Origin of the sequence: Streptomyces sp. NPDC046716, assembly GCF_040645755.1 — a bacterium.
Classification (GTDB): domain Bacteria; phylum Actinomycetota; class Actinomycetes; order Streptomycetales; family Streptomycetaceae; genus Streptomyces.
Genome location: NZ_JBEYYU010000031.1, coordinates 82674 through 104016 on the forward strand (window position 1 = coordinate 82674; position 21343 = coordinate 104016).

Sequence of the window (21343 nt, forward strand, 5' to 3'; positions counted from 1 at the left end):
GCGCCACAGCTGGTGCAACTGGTCTACACCAGTCGACAGAGTATCTAACGCCCGCCCACCGTGGCGTGTTCCGGGAGGATGCCCATGAGCACGAACGCCGCCGCCGCACCTCGGCCGAGTCCCTGGAGCTCCTTCTTCCAGGGGCTCCAGAAGATGGGGCGCAGCCTTCAGCTGCCCATCGCCGTGCTCCCGGCGGCCGGCATCGTCAACCGGCTCGGCCAGCCGGACGTCTTCGGCGACGACGGCCTCGGCTGGACCAACGTGGCCAAGGTGTTTGCGGGTGCGGGCGGCGCCCTGCTCGACGCGGACCTCGGTCTGCCGCTGCTGTTCTGCATCGGTGTGGCGATCGGCATGGCCAAGAAGGCGGACGGTTCGACCGCGCTCGCCGCGGTGGCCGGCTTCCTCGTCTACCGGGGCGTGCTGCGGCAGTTCCCGATCGACTGCGCCGACGGGGCGAAGGCGGTGGCGGTCGGCTGTCAGGCGGCGGACAACACCGTCTCGGCGTTCCAGTTCCAGAATCCGGGCGTGTTCGGCGGCATCATCATGGGCCTGCTGGCGTCGTTCTTCTGGGTGCGTTTCCACCGTACGAAGCTGGTCTCGTGGCTGGGCTTCTTCAACGGCCGCCGACTGGTGCCGATCATCATGGCGTTCATCGGCATCATCTTCGCGGTCATCTGCCTGTGGATCTGGCCGCCGGTCGGTGACGCGCTGGAGAGCTTCTCGAACTGGCTGGAGGGTCTGGGCGCGATCGGCTCCGGCATCTTCGGTGTCGCCAACCGCGCGCTGCTGGTCATCGGCCTGCACCAGTTCCTGAACGTGCCGCTGTGGTTCCAGTTCGGCTCGTACACGAAGCCGGACGGCACGACCGTGCACGGTGACATCAACATGTTCCTCAGCGGCGACCCGAGCGCGGGCATCTACCAGTCGGGCTTCTTCCCGATCATGATGTTCGCGCTGCCGGCGGCGTGCCTGGCGATGGTGCACTGCGCCCGTCCGGAGCGGCGCAAGGCGGTCGGCGGCATGATGCTCTCGCTGGCGCTGACCTCGTTCGTCACCGGTATCACCGAGCCGATCGAGTACTCCTTCGTCTTCATCGCGCCGGCCCTGTACGCGGTGCACGCGGTGCTGACCGGTGTGTCGATGGCGGTGACCTGGGCGCTCGGGGTGAAGGACGGCTTCAGCTTCTCCGCGGGCCTGATCGACTACCTGATCAACTGGAACCTGGCGACCAAGCCCTGGCTCATCATTCCGATCGGCCTGGTCTTCGCGCTCGTCTACTACGTGGTCTTCCGCTTTGCGATCACGAAGTTCGACCTGAAGACCCCGGGCCGTGAGCCCGAGGAGGAGGTCGAGGACATCACCAAGGCCTGACGAGCCTTCAGTCCCCGCGCGAAGGGCCCCCGGACCATCGGTCCGGGGGCCCTTCGTCACGTTTGAGGGTTACGCCCCACATATGTTTCAGACCACAAAAAACACGGGTTCCTTATCTCACCTTCACCGTGCTACAACAGGTCTACACCACTGAGGTGGTGTAGACCATCTGGCTGCTGCCCACCCCCGTTTTTCTTCCTTACCGTCCCCGGCAGCACCCCAGCACATGGAGGAATTCATGAGCAGCACCGCCACGGCGGCACCCGCAAAGAAGCGGGGCTCCGGCCTGTTCCAGGGCCTTCAGAAGGTGGGCCGCAGCCTGCAGCTGCCGATCGCGGTGCTGCCGGCCGCCGGCATCCTGCTCCGTCTCGGGCAGCCCGACGTGTTCGGCGACGACGGACTCGGCTGGCACAAGGTCGCCGCCGTCTTCGCGACCGCGGGCAGCGCCGTCTTCGACAACCTGCCCATGCTGTTCTGCATAGGCGTGGCCATCGGCTTCGCGAAGAAGGCCGACGGCTCCACCGCGCTCGCCGCCCTCGTCGGGTTCCTCGTCTACAGCAATGTGCTGAAGGCGTTCCCGGTCACCGACGCCGTCGTCAACACGACGGCGAACAAGGGCGTCGACGTCGCGGCGACGTACAACAACCCGGGTGTCCTCGGCGGCATCATCATGGGTCTGCTGGCCGCGATGCTGTGGCAGAAGTTCCACCGCACCAGGCTGGTCGACTGGCTCGGCTTCTTCAACGGCCGCCGGCTCGTCCCGATCATCATGGCCTTCGTCGGCGTGGTCATGGGTGTCTTCTTCGGCCTCATCTGGGAGCCGATCGGTGAGGGCATCTCCAACTTCGGCGAGTGGATGACGGGTCTCGGTGCCGTCGGCGCCGGTCTGTTCGGTCTGATCAACCGCGCGCTGATCCCGGTCGGCATGCACCAGTTCGTGAACACCGTCTCCTGGTTCCAGCTGGGCGACTTCAAGGACGCCACGGGCGCGGTCGTGCACGGCGACCTCAACCGCTTCTTCGCGGGCGACCCGACCGCCGGCCAGTTCATGTCGGGCTTCTTCCCGATCATGATGTTCGGCCTCCCGGCCGCCGCGCTCGCCATCGCGCACGCCGCCCGCCCCGAGCGCCGCAAGGCCGTGATGGGCATGATGGTCTCGCTGGCGCTGACCTCGTTCGTCACCGGTGTGACCGAGCCGATCGAGTTCTCGTTCATGTTCATCGCGCCGCTGCTGTACGCGATCCACGCGGTGCTGACCGCCCTGTCGATGGCGATCACCTGGGCGCTCGGCGTCCACGCGGGCTTCACCTTCTCCGCGGGCTTCATCGACTACGCGCTGAACTGGAACCTGGCGACCAAGCCCTGGCTGATCATCCCGATCGGCCTGGTCTTCGCGGCGATCTACTACACGCTCTTCCGCTTCGCGATCACCAAGTTCAACCTCACCACCCCGGGCCGCGAGCCCGAGGAGGAGATCGAGGACATCACCAAGTGAGCCCCGCTCACGGGTGACCCCTCCCCCGTACGACGGCGAAGGCCCCGGAACCGATGCGGTTCCGGGGCCTTCGCCGTGTCGTGCCGTGCCGGGCCGGGCCGGGGTCAGATCTCGTAGGAGCGGCCCGGTGCGGCCAGCTCCACGGGACCGTCGTACACGCCGCGCGCGTCCGCCAGGTTCACCTGCGGGTCGGTCCACGGCGGGATGTGGGTGAGGACCAGCCTGCGCGCTCCGGCGCGCTGCGCGGCCTCGCCCGCCTCCACGCCGTTGAGATGCAGGGCCGGGATGTTCTCCTTGCCGTGCGTGAACGCGGCCTCGCACAGGAACAGGTCGCTGTCCGCGGCCAGTTCGTCCAGCGCCTCGCACGGGCCGGTGTCCCCCGAGTACGTCAGGGAGCGGCCGCCGTGCTCGATGCGGATGGCGTACGACTCGACCGGGTGGCAGACCTTCTCCATCCGGACGGAGAACGGCCCGATGTCGTACGAGCCCGGCTTCACGGTGTGGAAGTCGAAGACCTCGCTGAAGGCGGAGGCCGAGGGGGTGTCGGCGTGCGCGGTGGTCAGGCGCTGCTCGGTGCCCTCGGGTCCGTAGACCGGCATCGGGGCGCAACGGCCGCCGTCGTGGCGGTAGTAGCGCACGACGAAGTAGGCGCACATGTCGATGCAGTGGTCGGCGTGCAGATGGCTGAGGAAGATCGCGTCCAGGTCGTACAGACCGATGTGGCGCTGCAGCTCGCCCAGGGCGCCATTGCCCATGTCGAGGAGCAGCCGGAAGCCGTCGGCCTCTACGAGGTAGCTCGAGCAGGCCGATTCCGCGGACGGGAACGACCCTGAGCAGCCGACGACGGTGAGCTTCATAGGAGCTGGAACCTCCGCGCTGGCGGTCGGAATGCGGGGGTGGAACCTGTGGATTCTTTCGAGCGTAAGGCGCAAAAGCGCGGGTGGCTCCTCCGTCACCGGCTGTTGTGGGCGAACTCACCTGCTGTGTCACCGGTTCGGGGGGCGCTCGTGCACGGGGTGATCCGGCAGCGCGCCCCGTGCGCCCCGCCGGTACCGTCTCCGTATGGACACGTCATGGTGGCTGGCGCTCGCGGCCGTCGTTCTGCTCGCCCTCGTCGCGACGCTCGTCGACGGGTGGGGGCGGGGCACGCGTGTGCGGCGGGGGGCCCGGCGCGGGCGGGTGGCGGGTGGGCCCGCGGCCGGGGAGATCTGGTGGGCGCTGGTGCCCTACGAGGACGGGCCCGGCGGTAAGGACCGGCCGTGCCTCGTTCTCGATCCGCGGGGGCGGACGGTGCTCGTCGCGAAGATCACCAGTCGGTATCACGGGGAGCGGCCCGGGGTGATTCCGTTGCCGCCGGGGGCCGTGGGGGATGCGCGGGGGCGCGCCAGCTTCCTGGAGACCGATGAGCTGCGGGAGGTTCCTGTGCGGGATTTCCGGCGGCGGGCGGGGGTTGTCGACCCGGTGCTGTGGGATCAGGTGCGGCGTCTGGGGTGGTGACGGGGTCTCGTCGCCGACCGCGGCCCGGTGGGGCTTCTCGCGCAGTTCCCCGCGCCCCTGAAGGCATGCGCTGCGCGCAGCCTTCCCCTGGGCGAGCGGAGCTCGCCTCAGGGGCGCGGGGAACTGCGCGACCAGCCACGACGGCGCCGCAGCCGGTGATGAGAGCAGTCGGTCAGGCCCAGAGCTGGCCGTGGAGGACCTCGATGGCGGCCTCCGTGGTCGGGGCGGTGTAGACGCCGGTCGACAGGTACTTCCAGCCGCCGTCGGCGACGACGAACACGATGTCGGCGGACTCCCCGGCCTTCACGGCCTTCTTGCCGACCCCGATCGCGGCGTGCAGCGCGGCCCCCGTGGAGACCCCGGCGAAGATGCCCTCCTGCTGCAACAGCTCCCGCGTCCGCGTCACGGCGTCGGCGGACCCCACCGAGAAGCGCGTGGTCAGGACGGAGGCGTCGTACAGCTCGGGGACGAAGCCCTCGTCCAGGTTCCGCAGGCCGTACACCAGGTCGTCGTAGCGCGGCTCGGCCGCGACGATCTTGATGTCCGGCTTCTGCTCGCGCAGATAGCGGCCGACGCCCATGAGCGTCCCGGTGGTGCCGAGCCCGGCGACGAAGTGGGTGACGGAGGGCAGGTCGGCGTAGATCTCCGGGCCGGTCGTCGCGTAGTGCGCGCCCGCGTTGTCCGGGTTGCCGTACTGGTAGAGCATCACCCACTCGGGGTGCTGCTCGGCCAGCTCCTTGGCGATGCGGACGGCGGTGTTGGAGCCGCCCGCGGCCGGCGAGGGGATGATCTCGGCGCCCCACATGGCGAGCAGGTCGCGCCGCTCCTGCGAGGTGTTCTCCGGCATGACGCAGACGATGCGGTAGCCCTTGAGGCGGGCCGCCATCGCCAGCGAGATGCCGGTGTTGCCGGAGGTGGGCTCGAGGATGGTGTCCCCGGGCTTGATCCGGCCGTCCTTCTCGGCCTGCTCGATCATGTGGAGCGCGGGGCGGTCCTTGACCGAGCCGGTCGGGTTGCGGTCTTCCAGCTTCGCCCAGATCCGTACGTCGTCGGACGGGCTGAGCCGCGGCAGGCGCACCAGAGGGGTGTTGCCCACCGCGGCCAACGGGCTGTCGTAGCGCATGGGTTGCTACGTTCCCGTGCTCAGCGCATCCCGCCGGCGACGGCCGGCAGGATGGTGATGTTGTCGCCGTCGGCGACCTTGGTGTCGATGCCGTCGAGGAAGCGGACGTCCTCGTCGTTCAGGTACACGTTCACGAAGCGGCGCAGCTGACCGTTGTCCACGATGCGGTCGGCGATGCCCGCATGCCGGGTGTCCAGGTCGGCGAAGAGCTGGGCCAGGGTGTCCCCGCTCGCCTCGACGGCCTTGGCGCCGTCGGTGTAGGTGCGGAGGATGGTCGGGATGCGGACCTCGATGGCCATGCTGGGCTCCTGTCAGGAACGGTAAGTCGAGTGGGAGAGCGCGCGTGGGCGCTTCCGTACAGGCGGACGTCCGGATGTACGGCGGTGCGGCTCAGCGCGGACAGATGGCGCTGGCGAGGCGGCACAGGTCGACGTGCAGCCGCGCCACGAGCAGGGTGCCCGGCGTCTTTTCGCTCACGTCGTGGAAAACCATGGGCTCATCGTATCGATTCCCGGCCCGGGCCCAGGAGTGTGATCTCACGATGCGGTCGAAAATCGTCCGCGGACCGAGACCGAGGGGGCGAACAGGGCCGGATCAGGCTGTGACCTCGACCTCTTCCTCGGTCACGGTGCCGTCGACGATGCGGAACGAGCGGAACTGGAAGGGGCCCGCGTCGTCGGTGTCGGCGGTGGAGACGAGGACGTAGTGGGCGCCCGGCTCGTTGGCGTAGGAGATGTCCGTACGGGAGGGGTGGGCCTCCGTCGCCGTGTGCGAGTGGTAGATGATCACCGGCTCCTCGTCGCGGTCGTCCATCTCGCGGTAGAGCTTGAGCAGGTCCGTGGAGTCGAACTCGTAGAACGTGGGCGAGCGGGCGGCGTTGAGCATCGGGATGAAGCGCTCGGGGCGGCCCTCTCCGACCGGTCCCGCCACGACTCCGCAGGCCTCGTCGGGGTGGTCCTTGCGGCTGTGCTCCACGATCTGGTCGTACAGCGTCTGGGAGATTTTCAGCATGCCGTCAGCATAAGCAGGCGGGCTGTCACGTATCGGTGTGCGATACGTGACAGCCCGGCTGGTGAGACGACTAGGCGCTCGGGGTCGTGGCGCCCTCGGGCTTGCGCGCCTTGAGCACCAGGTAGGCGACCGCGAGGATCGCGCCCCAGACCGGTGCGCCGTACAGGGCGACGCGGTTGTCCTTGTCCATGCCCATCGTGACGATGACCAGCGCGATGAAGGCCAGCGAGAGGATGCTCGCCCAGATGCCGCCCGGGGCGCGGAACGAGGACTTGGGCAGCTCGCCGCGGTCGGACTTGAGGCGGTAGCGGATCTGGGCGATCAGGATGACGATCCAGGCCCACATGCCGGAGATGGTGGCGAAGGAGACGACGTAGTTGAACGCCTCGCCCGGCCACTGGTAGTTGATCCAGACGCCGACCAGCATCATCGCGGCGGAGAACGTGGTGCCGACGACCGGCAGACCGTTCTTGCTCAGCTTCGTGAACAGGCGCGGGCCCTGGCCGTTCTGCGCGAGGTCGCGCAGCATGCGGCCGGTGGAGTACATGCCCGAGTTGCAGGAGGACAGCGCGGCGGTCAGCACGACGAAGTTGACGATGGCGGCGCCGATGCCCAGGCCCATCTCGTCGAAGGCGTGCACGAACGGGCTCTCGCCTGCCTTGAAGGACGTCCACGGCACGACCGAGAGGATCATGATCAGGGCGCCGACGTAGAAGACGGCGATGCGCCACGGCACGGTGTTGATGGCCTTCGGCAGGACGGTCTTGGCGTCCTTGGCCTCGCCCGCGGTGACGCCGACGAGCTCGACCGCGAGGAACGCGAACATCACCATCTGGAGGGTCATCAGCGTCGAGCCGATGCCGTTCTCGCCGGCGAAGAAGCCGCCGAGGTCCCACAGGTGCGTGACGGACGCGGTGTCACCGACGTCGGAGAAGCCGATGGTGAGGATGCCGGCGCAGATCAGGATCATGCCGATGATGGCGGTGACCTTGACCGTGGAGAACCAGAACTCCAGCTCGCCGAAGAGCTTCACGGAGATCAGGTTGGCGCCGTAGAGGATGACGGTGAAGACGAGTGCGGACAGCCATTGCGGGATGTCCCACCAGAACGTCATGTAGACGGCCGCGGCCGTCACCTCGGTCATGCCGGTGATGACCCAGAACAGCCAGTACGTCCAGCCGGTGACGAAGCCCGCGAAGGGGCCGATGAACTCGCGCGCGTACTCCGAGAACGAGCCGGAGACCGGGCGGTACATGAGGAGCTCGCCGAGCGCGCGCATGATGAAGAAGATGACGACGCCCGCGATGGCGTACGCCAGGATCAGGCTGGGGCCCGCCTTGGAGATGCCCTTGCCCGCGCCGAGGAAGAGGCCGGTCCCGATGGCGCCGCCGATGGCGATCATCTGGATCTGGCGGGAGCCGAGGCCCCGCTGGTAGCCCTCGCCGGACTCGGGGGACGTCCCGTCGTCCCGCACGGCCTCATTGCCGGCAGAGTCCTTGCCGTGCTGCTCGACCTGCGCTGAGGTCATGGTGATGCGCCTTTCTCCATGCCGATCCGTGCCGTGGGGGGCTCGGATCGACTGTGACGATCCTTCGGGCGTGGGGCCCTGGACGGATGGAGCTGTTGCCTACCGGGTTCGGCCGGTAAGGGCGCCCCCGCGGACAGGGGTGGCGTCCGCCGGGCGGTCGTGAAGATTTATCACGCCGTTCACGGTGATCGACTCTGCCGACTGTGACGTACGGCACAGGAAAAAGCGGTCAAACTGCCCCTGGCGCGCCCTAGGCAGGCAGGGGCGGTGACCTGATCGTTATCCGGATTTGAGCGTCCGCTGAGCGAACGCCCGGCTCACGGGAGCAGGGTCTCGACGAGCGTCTCCTGGAGGCCGCCGAGCCACAGGTACGCCATCACCATCGGCTTGCGCGGGTCCTCGTCGGGGAGACGGTAGAGGAGGTCGGTGTCCTCCTCGTCGGTGATGTCGAGACGGGTGCCGATCGCCAGGCGCAGGTCGTTGAGCGCACGCATCCAGCGGACCGACTCGTCCGGGGTGAGCTTCAGGACCGCGCCGCTGTCACCGGCCGGGGCGAGCCCGTCGAGGGAGCGGACCACGGCCAGGGCGTCGTCGCGCTTGCCGGCCCGCAGGTCGTTCTCGGTGAAGCGGCGGAACTCCGAGGAGTGCTCCTGGAGTTCGGCCTGCGAGGCCCGGTCCTCGGGCGCGCCGGGGCCGCCGTACGCGTCCGGGAATAGGCGGTGGAGCACCGGGTCGGCCGGCGGCTCGCTGGGCCCCTCGGCGAACAGCTCGGCGAGCGGGTCGTCGGACACCTCGCCGGGGCCGGGGCCGATCAGCTCCAGGAGCTGGACGGCCAGCGAGCGGATGATGGAGATCTCGACGTCGTCGAGGGCGACGGCCGCGCCGCCGCCGGGGACCGGTTCGAAGTGCCCGGGCATTTACTTCCGATCCTGTTGCAGCGTGGCCCACAGGCCGTAGCCGTGCATGGCCTGGACGTCCCGCTCCATCTCCTCGCGGCTGCCCGAGGAGACGACCGCGCGCCCCTTGTTGTGGACGTCCAGCATCAGCTTGGTGGCCTTGTCCTTGGAGTACCCGAAGTACGACTGGAAGACATACGTCACGTAGCTCATGAGGTTGACCGGATCGTTGTGGACGAGCGTGATCCAGGGGACGTCCGGCTCGGGGACCACGGAGAGATCCTCCGTCGTCTCGGGGCTTTCGATCTCAAGGGGTGCTGGAGCCGTCACACGGCCCATGCTGCCACCAGGAGGGGGCCATCGCACAAACGGACCCAGAAATCGTCACCTTGACGCTAATTCGGGGTAGCATCATCGTCATGAACACAGCGGACCTTGGCCTGCCGGTGGATGTTCCGTCGACAGCGCTCTTCACCGACCACTACGAGCTGACCATGCTGCAGGCCGCCCTCCACGGGGGCACGGCCGACCGGCGTTCGGTCTTCGAGGTCTTCACCCGCCGGCTGCCCGAGGGCCGCCGCTACGGCGTCGTCGCGGGCACCGGGCGCGTCCTGGACGCCGTGGAGAACTTCCGGTTCGACGCGGGCGTCCTGAACTTCCTGCGCGAGCGGAACGTGGTGGACGAGCCGACGCTCGCCTGGCTCGCGGACTACCGCTTCTCCGGGGACATCTGGGGCTACCCCGAGGGCGAGGTCTACTTCCCCGGCTCCCCCGTGCTGCGCGTCGAGGGCTCCTTCGCCGAGTGCGTGCTGCTGGAGACGGTGATCCTCTCGATCCTCAACCACGACTCGGCGATCGCCGCGGCCGCCTCCCGGATGTCCTCGGCCGCCGGGGACCGGCCGCTGATCGAGATGGGCGCCCGGCGCACCCACGAGCTGGCCGCCGTCGCCGCCTCGCGCGCCGCCTACGTGGGCGGTTTCGCGACGACCTCGGACCTCGCGGCCGGATTCCGGTACGGGATCCCGACGGTCGGCACGAGCGCCCACGCGTTCACCCTGCTGCACGACACCGAGCGGGACGCCTTCCGGGCCCAGATCGACTCCCTCGGCGAGGGCACGACGCTCCTCGTGGACACGTACGACGTGCAGGAGGCCGTGAAGACGGCCGTCGAGATCGCGGGGCCGAAGCTGGGCGCCGTCCGGATCGACTCCGGCGACCTGCTGCTCGTCGCGCACCGGGTGCGCGAGCAGCTCGACGAGCTGGGCGCGAAGGACACCAAGATCGTGGTGACCTCCGACCTCGACGAGTACGCCATCGCCTCGCTCGCGGCGGCGCCCGTGGACGCGTACGGCGTCGGCACCCAGCTGGTGACCGGCTCGGGGCACCCGACGTGCTCCATGGTCTACAAGCTGGTGGCGCGCGCCGAGTCCGCCGACGCCGAGGCGCCGCTGACGGCGGTCGCGAAGAAGTCGGCGGGCGGCAAGACCTCCGTCGGCGGCCGCAAGTGGGCGGCGCGCCGGCTCGACCGGAACGGGATCGCGGAGGCCGAGGTGCTGGGCACCGGCCCGGTGCCGGCCGAGCTCGCCGACCGCCAGCTCCTCGTCGAGCTGGTCCGGGGCGGCGAGGTCGTGGCCCGTGAGCCCCTCGACACCGTGCGCGAGCGGCACATCGCCGTGCGCGACGGGCTGCCGCTGTCGGCCACGCAGCTCTCGCGGGGCGAGGCCGTGATCCCGACGGAATACCTCTAGACACCCGGGCCAGTGCCCCAATTGCCCTCTCCCGCAAGCCACTTGAACCTTCTACGCTCGTAGCCTCACGGTCACACCATCTCGCTAAGGAAACCGCCCATGCGCCGCGCCTTGATCGTCGTAGACGTGCAGAACGACTTCTGCGAGGGCGGCAGCCTCGCGGTGGCGGGAGGTGCCGATGTCGCTGCCGCGATCACCGATCTCATCGGGCAGGCCGGTGGCGGGGGCTACCAGCACGTCGTCGCCACCCGCGATCACCACATCGCGCCCGGGAACCACTTCGCGGACAACCCGGACTACGAGCACTCGTGGCCCAAGCACTGCGTCGCCGGGACCGAGGGCGTGGGGTTCCACCCGAACTTCGCGCCGGTGATCGCGTCCGGGGCGATCGACGCCGTCTTCTCCAAGGGGGCGTACGCGGCGGCGTACAGCGGGTTCGAGGGCGCGGACGAGAACGGGGTGCCGCTGGCGGACTGGCTGCGGCGGCGGGAGATCACCGAGGTGGACGTGGTCGGGATCGCCACCGATCACTGTGTGCGGGCCACCGCGCTGGATGCCGCGCGGGAGGGGTTCCGGACGCAGGTGCTGCTCGATCTCACCGCGGGGGTCGCTGCCGCTACCACCGAGGCCGCCCTTGCCGAGATGAAGGATGCCGGGGTGTCGTTGACCGGCAGCCCCGTCGTGGCTTAGGTCCCGGGGCTCCGCCCCGGACCCCGCTCCTCAATCGCCGGAGGGGCTTGATTGCCGGACACGTCGCTCGTCAGGCGCCGGAGGGGCTTGATTGCCGGACACGTCGCTCGTCAGGCGCCAGAAGGGCTTGATTGGGGGGCGCGCATCAGCGTGCGTATCGGTCTCCACAGCGCCGCCTCCGTCGGGTCCGGGGCCTCGCGCCAGACCAGGCCGTCGGGGTGGTGCAGGACCGCGGTGATCTCGTCCGGGGTCGGCGGGTGCTGGTTGCCTCGCAGGTAGACCGCGCGCAGGCCCAGATTGCGCAGGCGGGTCAGGGCGCGGGCCCGGTTCCCGGCGTGGACCAGGACGCGTACGGCGCCCTCTCCGGGGCCGGGCGCGGGCAGCGTCAGCGCCACCACCACACTGCCGCCGGGCAGCTTGCAGAACCCTCCTGCGGACATACCTGTCACACCCCCGTGAGACGTCGTGTCAATAAGGAACTCACAGGACGCACCTAAACACGATCGGCCGCGACCCGCTAGCCCTCGCTAGCAAAGTCGCGGCCGATACGTCTTTGACCTGCGCGTTTACAAGATCACCGGGTGGAGCGGCCCACCGCGACCGTGATCGAGGAGCCGTCCAGGGGCTGGTTCAGGACAGTTATCCGGGTGTTGGTGTCAGTTGTCTTGACACTGCCGGTCGGGTTCTCCGCGTACCAGTAGGTGCCCTTGCGGTCGTCGAAGACCGGGGTGCCGAGCTGCGCCTTGATCTTGGTCGCGACGCCCAGCTTGTGCAGGGTCATGCCCGGGACCGGGTACCAGCCGAAGGCGGCGTCGTACGGGGTGATCTTGTTGGAGATCAGCTTGCCGTCCGCCCACTTCATCGGCTTCGCGTGCGCGTCGACCGGCAGGATCAGGCCCTCGCCCGGGTGCTGCCCGACGTTGTTGTTGCGCTGCGAGGTGTCCCACTGCCAGATGACCAGGCCGGGACGGTACTGGTAGTGCTCGACCCAGTTCTGCTTGTCGCCGCCGTCGCGCCAGCCGAAGTTGTACGGGCCGACCTTGAGGGTCTTGTCGTACGACTCGTACTGACGGTTCTCGGCGATGTAGAACTGCGGGAAGTCGCCGCTGACGGACGCGCCGACGCGCGAGAAGCCGTTCGCGGTCCAGCCCGCCTGCTCGGACTCGGCGTCGTCGGCGAACAGGGTCGCGCCGTCGGCCTTGACCGCGAGGTTGTCGAACGCGAAGCCCATCTGGGCCACGCCGCCGTCGGTCTTGTAGCGGAAGCGGACATCGATCTTCTGGCCCGCGTAGGCGTCCAGCGGGAAGACCAGGTGCTGGAACTTGCCGTTGGTGCCGGTCAGGGCCGGCTTGTCGCCGCCGTCGCGCGGGATGGCCTGGCCGTCGGCGGTGCCGTCGATCGTCTTCCAGCTCGCGCCCGAGTCGGTGGACACCTGCGTGTACAGGTAGTCGTAGTCCTTCTCGATGTCGTACCAGCCGTCGAGTTCGAGCGAGCCGGACGTCTTGCCGGTCAGGTCGACCGTGCGCGAGAGGGTGTTGTCGAGGTCGTCGCCGTAGTCCGACCACCACTGCTTGCCGCCCTGCGCGGGCTGCACGATGTTCGTGGTGACGTTCTTCTTGGGCAGTTCGACGACCAGGGCCTGCTTCAGCTTGGTGTTGTACTCCGAAACACCCAGCTTGTGCACCGAGTTGGTGGCGGCCTTGGCCTTGTCATAGTTGAGCCAGCCCAGTTGCAGCTTGTCCCAGGCGGTCATGTCGCCCGGCATGTCGCCGATGGCTTCCTTGCCGGTGCCGAGCCAGGAACCGGCCGACATCAGCGACCAGAAGCCGACCGAGTTCTCGCCGATGTACGTGGTGTCGTACAGGTCGGGCAGGCCCAGGTCGTGGCCGTACTCGTGGGCGAAGACGCCGAGTCCGCCGTTCTCCGGCTGCATCGTGTAGTCGCCGACCCAGATGCCGGTGTCGCCGACCGGGGTGCCGCCCGCCTTGAAGCCGGAGGGGCCGGTGTCGCCGTCGTCGCGGCTGTAGGCGTAACCGCGGTGCGCCCACAGCGCGTCCTCGCCCTGGACGCCGCCGCCCGCGGACTCGTCCTCGCCGGCGTGCACGATCTGGAAGTGGTCGATGTAGCCGTCGGGCTCGTTGAAGTTGCCGTCGTTGTCGTGGTCCGTACGGTCCCACTGGTCGTACTTGGCGAGGTCGGCCTTGATGTCGGCGTCCGACTTGCCGGCCGCCTTCTGCTGCGCGACCCACGCGTTCACGCCGTCGCGGACCAGGTCCTCGACGGTCGGGCAGTTGGAGGCACCGCAGAAGTTGGAGCCGTACCGGGCCTCGTTGTAGTCGACCTTGACCCAGTCGGAGACCTCGCCGTCGACCGAGTAGCGGCCCGAGGAGGTCTTCTCGTAGTACGTCTTGAGGGAGTCGACACCCTTGCCCGAACCGAAGTACAGGTTCTGGAAGTGGTCCTTGTTGTAGTCCGACTGCCAGGCCGTGCTGTTGTCCTTGCTGCGGTCCGGCGCGGCGATCTCGTTGTGCAGCGGGCCGGCGTCGCCGCCGTACTTGCTGTCGACCTTGTCGCCGAACTCGACCAGGATCGTGAAGATCTGGTCGGTGCGCTCACGGCCCAGCTCGACGTACTTGTCCTTGCCCAGCTTGACGACCTTGGAGCCGTTCTTCTCCTGGACCTTCGAGCTGCCCTTGATCACCTGCTCCAGGGCGGTCTGCCGCTGCTCGGCCTGCTGCCGGCTGAACGGGCCGTCGATGACATGGCCCTTGCCCTGGTAGCTGTCGCCGTGCGAGCCGCTCGGCGGCGCGGCCGGGCTGTCGGCCTGCGCGGTGGTCGCCGCTATGGAGCCGGTGGCCGCGGTGGCGGCCAGGGTCACGAGCACGGCGGCGGATCTCAACGCCCGTCTCTTCGTGGTCACTTGGGTGTTTCCCTCCTCCGTGGCGGAAAGCCACGCATCACAAGTGACGCCATTTGACCGGAGGTAGGAAAGAAATAACAGACCTTGACTGTGACGAGTGCGTTGCATTATGCAGCGCGCCCGATCCGGTATCCGGACGGCTCCGTCGGTACAACGGGCGCGTTCGAACGTCCACTTGGTGGACCGAATGACCCCGTGCGCCCCCCATGCACCTGCACCGTGGGTAAGGTCGCGCTTACTGGTCGTTCCGCTCGGGCACACGTCGGAATAGAGTTGGGGCACGGTGGGCCACGAGCCCCGGACGCCCCGCCCTGCTCCCCCGCTGTCACGAGGACGGACATCGCCATGCCTCGACCGACTGTCGCACAGCTCGCCTACGGTTCGGCCACCGTCGTACTGTCCACCATCGCCATGCTGCTGCTGTCACAGACCAGTTCGGGGCCAGGCATCGGTGTCATCGCCATGTCGGCGGTCATCCTGGGTCTGTTCGTGGCACTGAGTGTGCCCAAGCCGAAGCAGACGCCCGCGCCGCGGCCCGTCGCCCCGCCGGAGGAGACGCGCGAGCGCGAGCCGGTGCACGAGACGGCGGGCCCGTGAACCACGGACCCGCCGGTCGTTCCGCTCGCCGCGCGATCAGCCGCTGCTGACCACCACGGTCTTGGCCGCCTTGTCGTGCAGGCCCTGCTTGTAGGGCTTGTCGAAGAAGCTCCAGCCACCACAGATGGCGGTCCAGATACAGGCACAGCAGAAGGCGAACGGAACCCACAGCACGAGCGCCCGGATCAGGTTGGTCTGGGTGCTCGGCGTCGCTCCGTTGTCGAGGTTGGCCACGCGCAGCTTCAGCAGCCGCTTGCCGAGAGTCTGGCCGGTCCTCGCCGTCAGGATGACGTCGTACGCGATGTAGAGGACGGCCGTCAGGAGTGAGGAGCCGGCCTGCTTGCCCGCGTTGATGGAGTCGCCGTCGGTGTCGAAGCTGGCGATGTCGAACGCCCAGGACAGCAGGCCGACGATGATGCCGATCAGCACCATGTCGATGATGCGGGCGAGGACGCGGCGGCCGCTCTCCGCCAGCGGGGGCATGCCGGCCAGGGGGTCGCCCGGGCCGGGGCCGCCGGCTCCGTACGGGTCGCCGCCGTACGGGGGTGGGGGCGGGGCCGTGTTGTCGTAAGGGTTCTGGGGCTGCTGGGGCTGCGGGTCCTGGGGGTTGTCGTACGGCGAGCCGCCACCCTGGTTCGTCGGCGGAGGCTTGCGGAACGGGTCGTCGTCCGGCGGTTCGGTACTCATGGCCCGAGTGGACCGCGATCCCGTGCGGAACGCACCCGGCGGGCCGCCGTCCGGATGACCCGGGCACCCGATTCCGGCCAGTCACGGTCTCGTCGCCGGGTGCGGTCCGGTGGGGGCCGGTCGCGCAGTTCCCCGCGCCCCTGGGTCGTACGTCGTCCGCGGGCCGGTGGCCGCTTCCCGCGCAGTTCCCCGCGCCCCTGGAAGCGAGCTTCGCTCGCCCAGGGGCGCTGAGCGGAGCGCGGACTTCAAGGGGAAGGCGCGCGAAGCGCACGCCTTCAGGGGCGCGGGGAACTGCGCGACCGGCCACGACGAGAGCCGCAGCCGAAGAACCGGGCGGGCTAGTCGGCCACGAAAGTGCGGGCCGCCTTGTCGTGGAGGCATTGGCGCCAGGGGCGGTCGAAGGCTCCCCAGAGGACGCCGAGGACGCCGATCACCAGGACACCGGGCACGCTGTAGGCGAGCCAGCGCTTGAGGGCGGCGCCGAACGTCGGGGAGCTGTGCTCCTCGATGTCCCGGACGGAGAGACCCAGCACCTTCTTGCCGAGCGTGCGCCCCCATTTGGCGGTCGGCAACGCCTCGTACAGCACCCCGAAGACCAGCAGGACACCGAGGACGATGCCCAGATACACGCCCGTGGTGCCGTCGATCAGCCAGACGGTGACCTGCCGGCCGGAGGCCTTGGCCGCGTCGATCTTCCCGTCGAGGTGATCGACGGCCCGCCCGTACAGCGGCACGGCGGCAGCGGCGGTGACGGCCCCGAGAACGACCGAATCGATGAGCCGCGCGGCGAACCGCTTGCCGAGCCCGGCGGGCCGCGCACTCGCCTGGGCCTGCGCGGCGGCGAGGAACGGATCGTTGGCCACCGGCTTGAACGGGGTGACGGGACCGCCGCTCTCCGGCGCCGCCGCGGCGTTCGGCGTAGCGAGCTGGTGCACCTGCTGCGCCCAGGAGGGCTGACCGCCACCGGGCCCCTGGGTGACAGGGGTGGGCAGGGACTGCTGTTGTTGCTGCTGCTGCGGCTGCTGTTGCTGGGGCGGGTAGCCGTAACCGGCCTGCGGCTGCTGCGCCTGTTGGGGCTGGGGCTGCTGCGGGGCCGGGGCGGGAGCAGGGGTAGGCGCGGGCGCCGGCGCAGGCGTCGGAGGCGTCTGCTGCTTCGGCAGGGCCCGGATCGCCATGGTGCCCTCGGTGCGGACGGGAGCGGCCGCGCCCGGCCGCACGGCGCGGATCGAGACGGTGCTGTCGGGGCGCTGCTGCGGCTCTTCGGCGGCCGGCTCGGGGGCGGCGGGCCCGCTGTCGGGAGAGCCCCAGGAGATCCGGCGGTCCTGCTCGCCGCCGAATCCGGACTGCCGGGAGGCGTCGGCCTGCCAGGCGGAGGCGGGTTCGGGCGGGGCGGGGGCGTCCACGCTGTTGACGGCGCCCGTCTCCGGTCCGGTCTCCGTCCGGACGGAGGGCTCCTCGTCGAGGAAGACCGGGCCCGTCTCCTCGGCGGGAGCGGCGGACTGCTGCGCCGGGGGCCCGGGTTGGGCGCTCGCGCCGGGCGGGGCCGGCAGCTGTTCGCCGTCGGACGGCGCGGGTCGGCTGGTGCCGGGGACCCAGGCGGCTCCGTTCCAGTACCGGACATATCCGGGAATGGACGGATCGGGGTAGTAGCCTTCGCGGGGCCTGTCGTCGCCGGGGGCCGGGGTTGGGGCGCTCATGTCCGTCGTCCCGTATCTGCTCGGGGGTCTTGTTGTGGCCTCTACGTCTATCAGACCACCGCGCCCGCCCGCGCCGCTCCGCCGTTACGGACCACTTTCCGGGCATTCGCGGATGCCCGGAAAAAAACTTCGGCGAACTCGCGTAATGCCGCGGCCACATCGGCCTCTCACCTTGTACGGGCCCGCTCGTGGACCCGTACAGGCGAGAGGAAGCGCACGACATGCACTCCGTGGTGGAACGCGAACTAGAGCTGAAGCTGGTGTTGTCGCCCGAGCGAAGCATCCCCGTCCCGGCCCGGCTGACGTACCGGACGAACGATCCCTACGCCGTCCACATCACCTTCCACGTCGGGTCCGACCACCCGGTCAACTGGACGTTCGCGCGCGAGCTGCTGGTGGAGGGGGTGTTCCGGCCGTGCGGGCACGGGGACGTGCGGGTGTGGCCGACGAAGGTGGACGGGCGCAGTGTCGTGCTGATGGCGCTGACCTCGCCGGACGGCGACGCGCTGCTCGAGGCGCCCACCGCGCAGGTCTCGGCCTGGCTGGAGCGCACGCTGCGGGCGGTCCCCCCGGGCTCTGAGGCCGAGCGGCTCGGCATCGACGCCGGCCTCGCCGAGCTGCTCACGCCCACCCCGGCCGACGACCTCTACCTGCGCGACCCGTGGGGGTCGGACGAGTCGGACGGTCAGTGAGCGGCCGGGGCGGACCGGTCCGCGGAGTGCGCGGCGGCGGTGGCGGGCGAGCCGACCTGGGCGGCGACGGAGGTGACGGTGAGGCCGAGGGTGAGGGCGGCGACGAGGGCGACGACGCCGGCCCTCAGCCTGCGCGACCGACGGGGAGTGCTGCTCATGGGGCACCTCGCGGGAGAGTGGAGGAGATACGGCCGGCACGCTGGCGGCCGACCGGGCGACCTTTCCACTGTGCGCCCGGCCCGCCACGTCTCCCAGAGGGCTTTCGTCCCTTATCTCCCTGTTATCAGAAGAGCTTGCCGGGGTTGAGCAGGCCGAGCGGGTCGAAGGCCGCCTTCACCGCCTGCTGCACCTCGACGCCGACCGGGCCGAGTTCGCGGGCCAGCCACTCCTTCTTCAGGACGCCGACGCCGTGTTCCCCGGTGATGGTGCCGCCGAGTTCCAGGCCGAGCGCCATGATCTCGTCGAAGGACTCGCGGGCCCGCCGGCCCTCGTCCGCGTCCTGGGCGTCGAAGCAGACGGTGGGGTGCGTGTTGCCGTCGCCCGCGTGGGCGCAGACGCCGATGGTCAGCGCGTACTTCTCGGCGATCCGCTCGACGCCTTCGAGGAGTTCGCCGAGCTTGGAGCGCGGGACGCACACGTCGTCGATCATCGTGGTGCCCTTGACCGCTTCGAGCGCGGTGAGGGAGAGCCGCCGCGCCTGGAGCAGGAGTTCGGACTCCGCCGCGTCCTCGGCGGGCACGACCTGGGTGGCGCCCGCGGCCTCGCACAGGGCGCCGACGGCGGCGAGGTCGGCGGCCGGGTCCGGGGTGTCGAAGGCGGCCAGGAGCAGGCCCTCGGTGGTCTCCGGGAGTCCCATGTTCGCCATCGCGTTGACGGCCTTGACCGTCGTACGGTCCATGAGTTCGAGGAGTGACGGGACGTGGCCGCCCTCCATGATCCGGCAGACCGCGTCGCAGGCGGCCGCGGCCGAGCCGAACTCGGCGGCCAGCACCAGCTGTTGAGGCGGCTGCGGCTTGAGCGCGAGCGTCGCCCGGACCACGATGCCGAGGCTGCCCTCGGAGCCGACGAAGAGGCGCGTGAGGTCGTAGCCCGCGACGCCCTTGGCGGTGCGCCGCCCGGTGGACAGCAGCCGGCCGTCGGCGAGGACGACGTCGAGTCCGAGCACGTACTCCGCCGTCACCCCGTACTTCACGCAGCACAGGCCGCCGGAGGCCGTGCCGATGTTCCCGCCGATGGTGCACATCTCCCAACTCGACGGGTCCGGCGGGTAGTAGAGGCCGTGCTCGTTCACCGCGCGGGAGAGCGTCGCGTTGATGACGCCGGGCTCGACGACCGCGATCCGGTCGACCGGGCTGATCTCCAGGATGCGGTCCATCTTGGTGAGCGAGACCACGACGCAGCCCTCGCTGGCGTTGGCCGCGCCCGACAGGCCCGTGCGGGCGCCCTGCGGGACGACCGGGACGCGCAGCGCGGTGGCCGTGCGCATGACGTGCTGGACCTGTTCGACCGTGCGGGGCAGGACGACGACGGCCGGGGCGCCGGCGTCGCAGAAACTCGCCATGTCGTGGGCGTAGGAGGCGGTGACGTCGGGGTCGGTGAGGATCGCCTCTGCGGGCAGCCCGTCGCCGAGCAGTTCGATGAGGGTGCGGCTCATGATCACAGCCTCGCACTCGGGGCCATCGGTGTGAACCCGTCTGTGGCCTCCACCGTGTGCTCTTCGTATTGACGCACAGTATGCGCCATGGAGATCGCCGAGAACGCCGAGGACGTCCAGACCTCCGCGCAGGCCGTGGCGCCCGCGCCGGAGCCCGTCGCCGCCCCACGCCGCCGCTCCCCCGCCGTGCGGCGGGCGGTCGTCGCGGCCGTCACCGGGTGCGCCGTGCTCGGGGGTGTGCTGGTGCTGCTGCCGGACGAGAAGCCCGCGCCGGCGCCGCTGCCCGGTCCGGCCGGGCGGGCGGTGATCGCGGCCGCCGTCGGGGCGCCGGCCGCGCTGCCGGATCTGACCGCGCTGATCGGGGAGCGCGAGGCGCGGGTGCGCACCCATCCGCGGGACGGTCTGTCGTGGGCGGCGCTCGGGGCCGCCTACGTGGAGCGGGGCTCGCGGACCGCGCGGACGGACGACTTCCCCAAGGCCGAGCGGGCGCTGCGCAGTTCGCTCGCGGCGCGGCCGCGGGGGAACGTCGAGGCGCTCGACGGGCTCGCCGCCCTCGCGGCCGCCCGCGGCGACTGGCGCGGCGCCCGGGAGTACGGCGAGGCCGCCGTGAAGCTGGCGCCGAAGCGCTGGTCGTCGTACGTCCCGCTGGTCGACGGCTATCGCGGGACGGGCGACTACAAGGCGGCGGACCGCACCCTGGAGAAGCTGTCCGGGCTCTCCTCGGGCGCCGGTACCGCGGTGACGCTGCGCACGGCGGCCGTGTACGGGGACCGGGGCTGGCGGGAGGACGCCGCCGCGGTGCTCGCCGACGCGTCGGCGCGGGCCGGTACCCCGGCGGAGCGGGCGGCGCTGTTGCAGCGGGGCGGTGACCTCGCCTGGGACCGGGGCGAGCCGGCCGACGCGCTGCGGCACCAGGACGCGGCGCTCGCCGCCGATCCGGCCGCTCACGGGGCGCTCGCCGGGCGGGCCCGCGCGCTGGCCTCACTGGGGCGCACGGCGGAGGCGGTGAAGGCGTACCGGCTGGCGCTGGCGAAGCGGCCCGAGCCCGGGTACGCGCTGGAGCTGGGCGAGTTGTTCCAGTCGCTGGGCGACGAGCGGGCCGCCGACGCGCAGTACGCGGCGCTGCGGGCACGGGTCGCCGCGCAGCGGGCGCACGGGGTGGACGACGCGCTGGTGCTCGGGCGGTTCGAGGCCGATCACGGGGATCCGGAGGCGGCCGTGGAGCGGCTGCGGGCGGAGTGGTCGCGGGCGCCGGGGATCGCTGTCGCGGACGCTCTGGGGTGGGCGTATCACCGGGCCGGGGACGAGGACGCGGCGCACTGGTTCCTGCGGCGGGCCACCGACCGGCAGAAGGGCGGGACGGTGCGCAATGCCTCGTACTCGTACCATCTCGGGGCCGTGGAGCGGGAGTTGGGGTTGTACGGGGCGGCTCGGCGGCATCTCGGGGAGGCGCTGCGCATCAATCCCGGGTTCTCGCCGTTGTACGGGCCCGAAGCGCGGGCCGCCTTGAACGCGGTGGGCTCGCCGCCCGAGGGTGGGGTTCCGCAGATGTGGGCCCCTAAGCCGGCGGTGGCCCCCGCCAAGGCGGCGGCCGCGCCCAAGCGCCGTTGAGGGTGCGCGGCCCGGGCGCGTGCGGCTCTCGCCGTGGCTGGTCGCGCAGTTCCCCGCGCCCCTGAAGGCATGCGCTGCGCGCAGCCTTCCCCTGGATGCCGCAGGCGGAACGCACCCCGGGGTGCT

Annotated in this window: 22 protein-coding genes; 8 read left to right on the forward strand and 14 right to left on the reverse strand. The window is 70.3% G+C overall.

The window, feature by feature from the left end; genetic code table 11:
- Positions 1 to 84: 84 nt before the first annotated feature.
- On the forward strand, positions 85 to 1371 hold the full coding sequence (locus ABZ930_RS23305) for a PTS transporter subunit EIIC (RefSeq protein WP_361550720.1): 1287 nt from the start codon (positions 85 to 87) through the stop codon (positions 1369 to 1371).
- A 238-nt stretch (positions 1372 to 1609) separates the two neighbouring features.
- The gene (locus ABZ930_RS23310; protein ID WP_361550723.1) at positions 1610 to 2866 is read left to right on the forward strand and encodes a PTS transporter subunit EIIC; all 1257 of its coding nucleotides are present in this window, start codon (positions 1610 to 1612) and stop codon (positions 2864 to 2866) included.
- Between the two features lie 104 nt (positions 2867 to 2970).
- Here ABZ930_RS23310 and ABZ930_RS23315 read toward each other — a convergent pair whose 3' ends face one another.
- Positions 2971 to 3723 carry an MBL fold metallo-hydrolase gene (locus ABZ930_RS23315; RefSeq protein ID WP_361550726.1) on the reverse strand — a complete coding sequence of 251 codons (753 nt, stop codon included), beginning with the start codon at positions 3721 to 3723 and terminating at the stop codon, positions 2971 to 2973.
- Positions 3724 to 3928: 205 nt separating this feature from the next.
- Between ABZ930_RS23315 and ABZ930_RS23320 the strand changes: the two genes are divergently transcribed.
- The gene (locus ABZ930_RS23320; RefSeq protein ID WP_361550729.1) at positions 3929 to 4363 is read left to right on the forward strand and encodes a type II toxin-antitoxin system PemK/MazF family toxin; all 435 of its coding nucleotides are present in this window, start codon (positions 3929 to 3931) and stop codon (positions 4361 to 4363) included.
- A 172-nt stretch (positions 4364 to 4535) separates the two neighbouring features.
- Here ABZ930_RS23320 and ABZ930_RS23325 read toward each other — a convergent pair whose 3' ends face one another.
- From ABZ930_RS23325 to clpS, 7 genes are all read right to left on the reverse strand, one after another.
- The gene (locus tag ABZ930_RS23325) at positions 4536 to 5486 is read right to left on the reverse strand and encodes a cysteine synthase (protein WP_361550732.1); all 951 of its coding nucleotides are present in this window, start codon (positions 5484 to 5486) and stop codon (positions 4536 to 4538) included.
- A 20-nt stretch (positions 5487 to 5506) separates the two neighbouring features.
- Positions 5507 to 5785 (reverse strand): MoaD/ThiS family protein, encoded by a 279-nt coding sequence (locus tag ABZ930_RS23330; RefSeq protein WP_361550735.1) that lies wholly within the window; start codon positions 5783 to 5785, stop codon positions 5507 to 5509.
- A gap of 91 nt (positions 5786 to 5876) precedes the next feature.
- A complete protein-coding gene (locus ABZ930_RS23335; protein WP_351453853.1) occupies positions 5877 to 5978 on the reverse strand; it encodes a putative leader peptide in 102 nt (33 codons plus the stop codon).
- Between the two features lie 102 nt (positions 5979 to 6080).
- Positions 6081 to 6497 (reverse strand): M67 family metallopeptidase, encoded by a 417-nt coding sequence (locus ABZ930_RS23340; protein WP_361550739.1) that lies wholly within the window; start codon positions 6495 to 6497, stop codon positions 6081 to 6083.
- A gap of 70 nt (positions 6498 to 6567) precedes the next feature.
- Entirely contained in the window at positions 6568 to 8025 is a 1458-nt protein-coding gene (locus ABZ930_RS23345) for an amino acid permease (RefSeq protein WP_361550742.1), read from the reverse strand.
- A gap of 317 nt (positions 8026 to 8342) precedes the next feature.
- The gene (locus tag ABZ930_RS23350; protein ID WP_361550744.1) at positions 8343 to 8942 is read right to left on the reverse strand and encodes a DUF2017 domain-containing protein; all 600 of its coding nucleotides are present in this window, start codon (positions 8940 to 8942) and stop codon (positions 8343 to 8345) included.
- The gene (gene clpS / locus ABZ930_RS23355) at positions 8943 to 9260 is read right to left on the reverse strand and encodes an ATP-dependent Clp protease adapter ClpS (RefSeq protein ID WP_361550747.1); all 318 of its coding nucleotides are present in this window, start codon (positions 9258 to 9260) and stop codon (positions 8943 to 8945) included.
- Between the two features lie 80 nt (positions 9261 to 9340).
- Between clpS and ABZ930_RS23360 the strand changes: the two genes are divergently transcribed.
- Both ABZ930_RS23360 and ABZ930_RS23365 read left to right on the forward strand, forming a co-directional pair.
- A complete protein-coding gene (locus ABZ930_RS23360) occupies positions 9341 to 10669 on the forward strand; it encodes a nicotinate phosphoribosyltransferase (RefSeq protein ID WP_361550750.1) in 1329 nt (442 codons plus the stop codon).
- Between the two features lie 99 nt (positions 10670 to 10768).
- A complete protein-coding gene (locus tag ABZ930_RS23365; RefSeq protein ID WP_361550753.1) occupies positions 10769 to 11359 on the forward strand; it encodes an isochorismatase family protein in 591 nt (196 codons plus the stop codon).
- 110 nt (positions 11360 to 11469) lie between these two features.
- Here ABZ930_RS23365 and ABZ930_RS23370 read toward each other — a convergent pair whose 3' ends face one another.
- Together ABZ930_RS23370 and ABZ930_RS23375 are read right to left on the reverse strand one after the other, a co-directional pair.
- Positions 11470 to 11799: a hypothetical protein gene (locus ABZ930_RS23370; RefSeq protein ID WP_361550756.1), complete on the reverse strand. Its 330-nt coding sequence runs from the start codon at positions 11797 to 11799 to the stop codon at positions 11470 to 11472.
- A 134-nt stretch (positions 11800 to 11933) separates the two neighbouring features.
- The gene (locus ABZ930_RS23375) at positions 11934 to 14279 is read right to left on the reverse strand and encodes an immune inhibitor A domain-containing protein (RefSeq protein ID WP_361550759.1); all 2346 of its coding nucleotides are present in this window, start codon (positions 14277 to 14279) and stop codon (positions 11934 to 11936) included.
- Positions 14280 to 14624: 345 nt separating this feature from the next.
- On the opposite strand from ABZ930_RS23375, the gene ABZ930_RS23380 reads away from it, so the two are divergent.
- Positions 14625 to 14876, forward strand: a complete 252-nt coding sequence (locus ABZ930_RS23380; protein WP_361550762.1) for a hypothetical protein — start codon at positions 14625 to 14627, stop codon at positions 14874 to 14876.
- A gap of 36 nt (positions 14877 to 14912) precedes the next feature.
- On the opposite strand, the gene ABZ930_RS23385 is transcribed toward ABZ930_RS23380, so the two are convergent.
- Positions 14913 to 15563, reverse strand: a complete 651-nt coding sequence (locus tag ABZ930_RS23385; protein WP_361550765.1) for an RDD family protein — start codon at positions 15561 to 15563, stop codon at positions 14913 to 14915.
- Positions 15564 to 15901: 338 nt separating this feature from the next.
- The gene (locus ABZ930_RS23390; RefSeq protein ID WP_361550768.1) at positions 15902 to 17260 is read right to left on the reverse strand and encodes an RDD family protein; all 1359 of its coding nucleotides are present in this window, start codon (positions 17258 to 17260) and stop codon (positions 15902 to 15904) included.
- A gap of 221 nt (positions 17261 to 17481) precedes the next feature.
- Between ABZ930_RS23390 and ABZ930_RS23395 the strand changes: the two genes are divergently transcribed.
- A complete protein-coding gene (locus tag ABZ930_RS23395) occupies positions 17482 to 17952 on the forward strand; it encodes an SsgA family sporulation/cell division regulator (RefSeq protein ID WP_111663611.1) in 471 nt (156 codons plus the stop codon).
- Here the strand turns inward: ABZ930_RS23395 and ABZ930_RS23400 are convergent.
- The gene (locus ABZ930_RS23400) at positions 17946 to 18110 is read right to left on the reverse strand and encodes a hypothetical protein (protein ID WP_361550771.1); all 165 of its coding nucleotides are present in this window, start codon (positions 18108 to 18110) and stop codon (positions 17946 to 17948) included. The genes ABZ930_RS23395 and ABZ930_RS23400 overlap by 7 nt on opposite strands.
- 125 nt (positions 18111 to 18235) lie before the next feature.
- On the reverse strand, positions 18236 to 19606 hold the full coding sequence (locus tag ABZ930_RS23405; protein ID WP_361550774.1) for an FAD-linked oxidase C-terminal domain-containing protein: 1371 nt from the start codon (positions 19604 to 19606) through the stop codon (positions 18236 to 18238).
- A gap of 87 nt (positions 19607 to 19693) precedes the next feature.
- Between ABZ930_RS23405 and ABZ930_RS23410 the strand changes: the two genes are divergently transcribed.
- Positions 19694 to 21217, forward strand: a complete 1524-nt coding sequence (locus ABZ930_RS23410) for a hypothetical protein (protein WP_361550777.1) — start codon at positions 19694 to 19696, stop codon at positions 21215 to 21217.
- Positions 21218 to 21343 lie beyond the last annotated feature (126 nt).

What these genes read in the sequence shown, in the direction of transcription:
- ABZ930_RS23390 (WP_361550768.1), bottom strand. Translation starts at nt 17,260, where the DNA reads ATGAGCGCCCCAACCCCGGCCCCCGGCGACGACAGGCCCCGCGAAGGC.
- ABZ930_RS23315 (WP_361550726.1), bottom strand. Translation starts at nt 3,723, where the DNA reads ATGAAGCTCACCGTCGTCGGCTGCTCAGGGTCGTTCCCGTCCGCGGAA.
- ABZ930_RS23335 (WP_351453853.1), bottom strand. Translation starts at nt 5,978, where the DNA reads ATGGTTTTCCACGACGTGAGCGAAAAGACGCCGGGCACCCTGCTCGTG.
- ABZ930_RS23345 (WP_361550742.1), bottom strand. Translation starts at nt 8,025, where the DNA reads ATGACCTCAGCGCAGGTCGAGCAGCACGGCAAGGACTCTGCCGGCAAT.
- ABZ930_RS23405 (WP_361550774.1), bottom strand. Translation starts at nt 19,606, where the DNA reads ATGAGCCGCACCCTCATCGAACTGCTCGGCGACGGGCTGCCCGCAGAG.
- ABZ930_RS23410 (WP_361550777.1), top strand. Translation starts at nt 19,694, where the DNA reads ATGGAGATCGCCGAGAACGCCGAGGACGTCCAGACCTCCGCGCAGGCC.
- ABZ930_RS23380 (WP_361550762.1), top strand. Translation starts at nt 14,625, where the DNA reads ATGCCTCGACCGACTGTCGCACAGCTCGCCTACGGTTCGGCCACCGTC.
- ABZ930_RS23365 (WP_361550753.1), top strand. Translation starts at nt 10,769, where the DNA reads ATGCGCCGCGCCTTGATCGTCGTAGACGTGCAGAACGACTTCTGCGAG.
- ABZ930_RS23385 (WP_361550765.1), bottom strand. Translation starts at nt 15,563, where the DNA reads ATGAGTACCGAACCGCCGGACGACGACCCGTTCCGCAAGCCTCCGCCG.
- ABZ930_RS23325 (WP_361550732.1), bottom strand. Translation starts at nt 5,486, where the DNA reads ATGCGCTACGACAGCCCGTTGGCCGCGGTGGGCAACACCCCTCTGGTG.
- ABZ930_RS23305 (WP_361550720.1), top strand. Translation starts at nt 85, where the DNA reads ATGAGCACGAACGCCGCCGCCGCACCTCGGCCGAGTCCCTGGAGCTCC.
- ABZ930_RS23320 (WP_361550729.1), top strand. Translation starts at nt 3,929, where the DNA reads ATGGACACGTCATGGTGGCTGGCGCTCGCGGCCGTCGTTCTGCTCGCC.
- ABZ930_RS23350 (WP_361550744.1), bottom strand. Translation starts at nt 8,942, where the DNA reads ATGCCCGGGCACTTCGAACCGGTCCCCGGCGGCGGCGCGGCCGTCGCC.
- ABZ930_RS23400 (WP_361550771.1), bottom strand. Translation starts at nt 18,110, where the DNA reads ATGAGCAGCACTCCCCGTCGGTCGCGCAGGCTGAGGGCCGGCGTCGTC.
- ABZ930_RS23370 (WP_361550756.1), bottom strand. Translation starts at nt 11,799, where the DNA reads ATGTCCGCAGGAGGGTTCTGCAAGCTGCCCGGCGGCAGTGTGGTGGTG.
- ABZ930_RS23310 (WP_361550723.1), top strand. Translation starts at nt 1,610, where the DNA reads ATGAGCAGCACCGCCACGGCGGCACCCGCAAAGAAGCGGGGCTCCGGC.
- ABZ930_RS23395 (WP_111663611.1), top strand. Translation starts at nt 17,482, where the DNA reads ATGCACTCCGTGGTGGAACGCGAACTAGAGCTGAAGCTGGTGTTGTCG.
- ABZ930_RS23360 (WP_361550750.1), top strand. Translation starts at nt 9,341, where the DNA reads ATGAACACAGCGGACCTTGGCCTGCCGGTGGATGTTCCGTCGACAGCG.
- clpS (WP_361550747.1), bottom strand. Translation starts at nt 9,260, where the DNA reads ATGGGCCGTGTGACGGCTCCAGCACCCCTTGAGATCGAAAGCCCCGAG.
- ABZ930_RS23340 (WP_361550739.1), bottom strand. Translation starts at nt 6,497, where the DNA reads ATGCTGAAAATCTCCCAGACGCTGTACGACCAGATCGTGGAGCACAGC.
- ABZ930_RS23330 (WP_361550735.1), bottom strand. Translation starts at nt 5,785, where the DNA reads ATGGCCATCGAGGTCCGCATCCCGACCATCCTCCGCACCTACACCGAC.